This window comes from Kitasatospora putterlickiae, assembly GCF_039527695.1.
GTDB classification, from domain to species: domain Bacteria; phylum Actinomycetota; class Actinomycetes; order Streptomycetales; family Streptomycetaceae; genus Kitasatospora; species Kitasatospora putterlickiae.
This window is the reverse complement of record NZ_BAAAKJ010000449.1, coordinates 1-711: the sequence shown is the minus strand read 5'-3', so window position 1 is coordinate 711 and position 711 is coordinate 1. Positions and strand designations below refer to the sequence as shown.

Below are 711 nucleotides of genomic sequence, written 5' to 3'. Positions count from 1 at the left end.
GACGCTCTCCGCCTCCGCCGCCGCCTTCCCCCAGGGCCGCGTCCCCGGGCAGGCCCCCGCCGGGCGCGGCGGCGTCACCCCCGACGGTCAGTCGCCGCGTTCGACCCGCGCGGCGGGGGCGGCGGCGGTCCAGTAGGCCGGGTCGGCCGGGGGGTGGGCGCGGAGGAAGGCACGGACCTCGCGGGCGACCTTGCGGGTGTCGCGGAGGTTGATCGTGGCGCCGATGCCCGCGCCCACCAGCAGCGGGGTCAGCGAGGGCAGGCGGCGCAGCGAGCTGCGGGTGAGGCGGCGGCGGACCTGCTGGCCGCCCTCGCCGCCGAGCGCCATCGCGGCCAGGCCGGCCGGCTTGGCGAGCAGGGTGGGTTCGATGCCGCGCCGGTTGGCCCAGGCGCCGACGTACGCGCCGGCCTTCTGGGCGGCGGTGCCCTGCGCGGGGAAGCCGTAGACCTCGTGGAGTTCGGCGATCAGCTTGATCTCGACGGCGGCGACGGCGATCGTCTCGGCGGCGATCTCCACCGCCATCGCGGGCGGCACCGGGAGCATCGCGGCGGCGCCCACGCCGGCGCCGAGTGCGCTGGAGGCCCGGCTCGCGCCGGTGACCAGCAGGTCGGCGAGCTTCTCCGGGTCGGTGGCGCCGGGGTGCTGGGCGCGCAGCGTGGCGAGGTCGCGGACCGGGATGCGCGGGGCGGCCTGGAGCAGCTGTTCGGTGAG

At 78.8% G+C, this 711-nt stretch carries 1 pseudogene; it reads right to left on the bottom strand.

The features are described 5' to 3' along the window. Positions 1-87 precede the first annotated feature (87 nt). Positions 88-711: pseudogene (locus ABD308_RS36210) on the bottom strand (hypothetical protein); the annotation flags it as partial.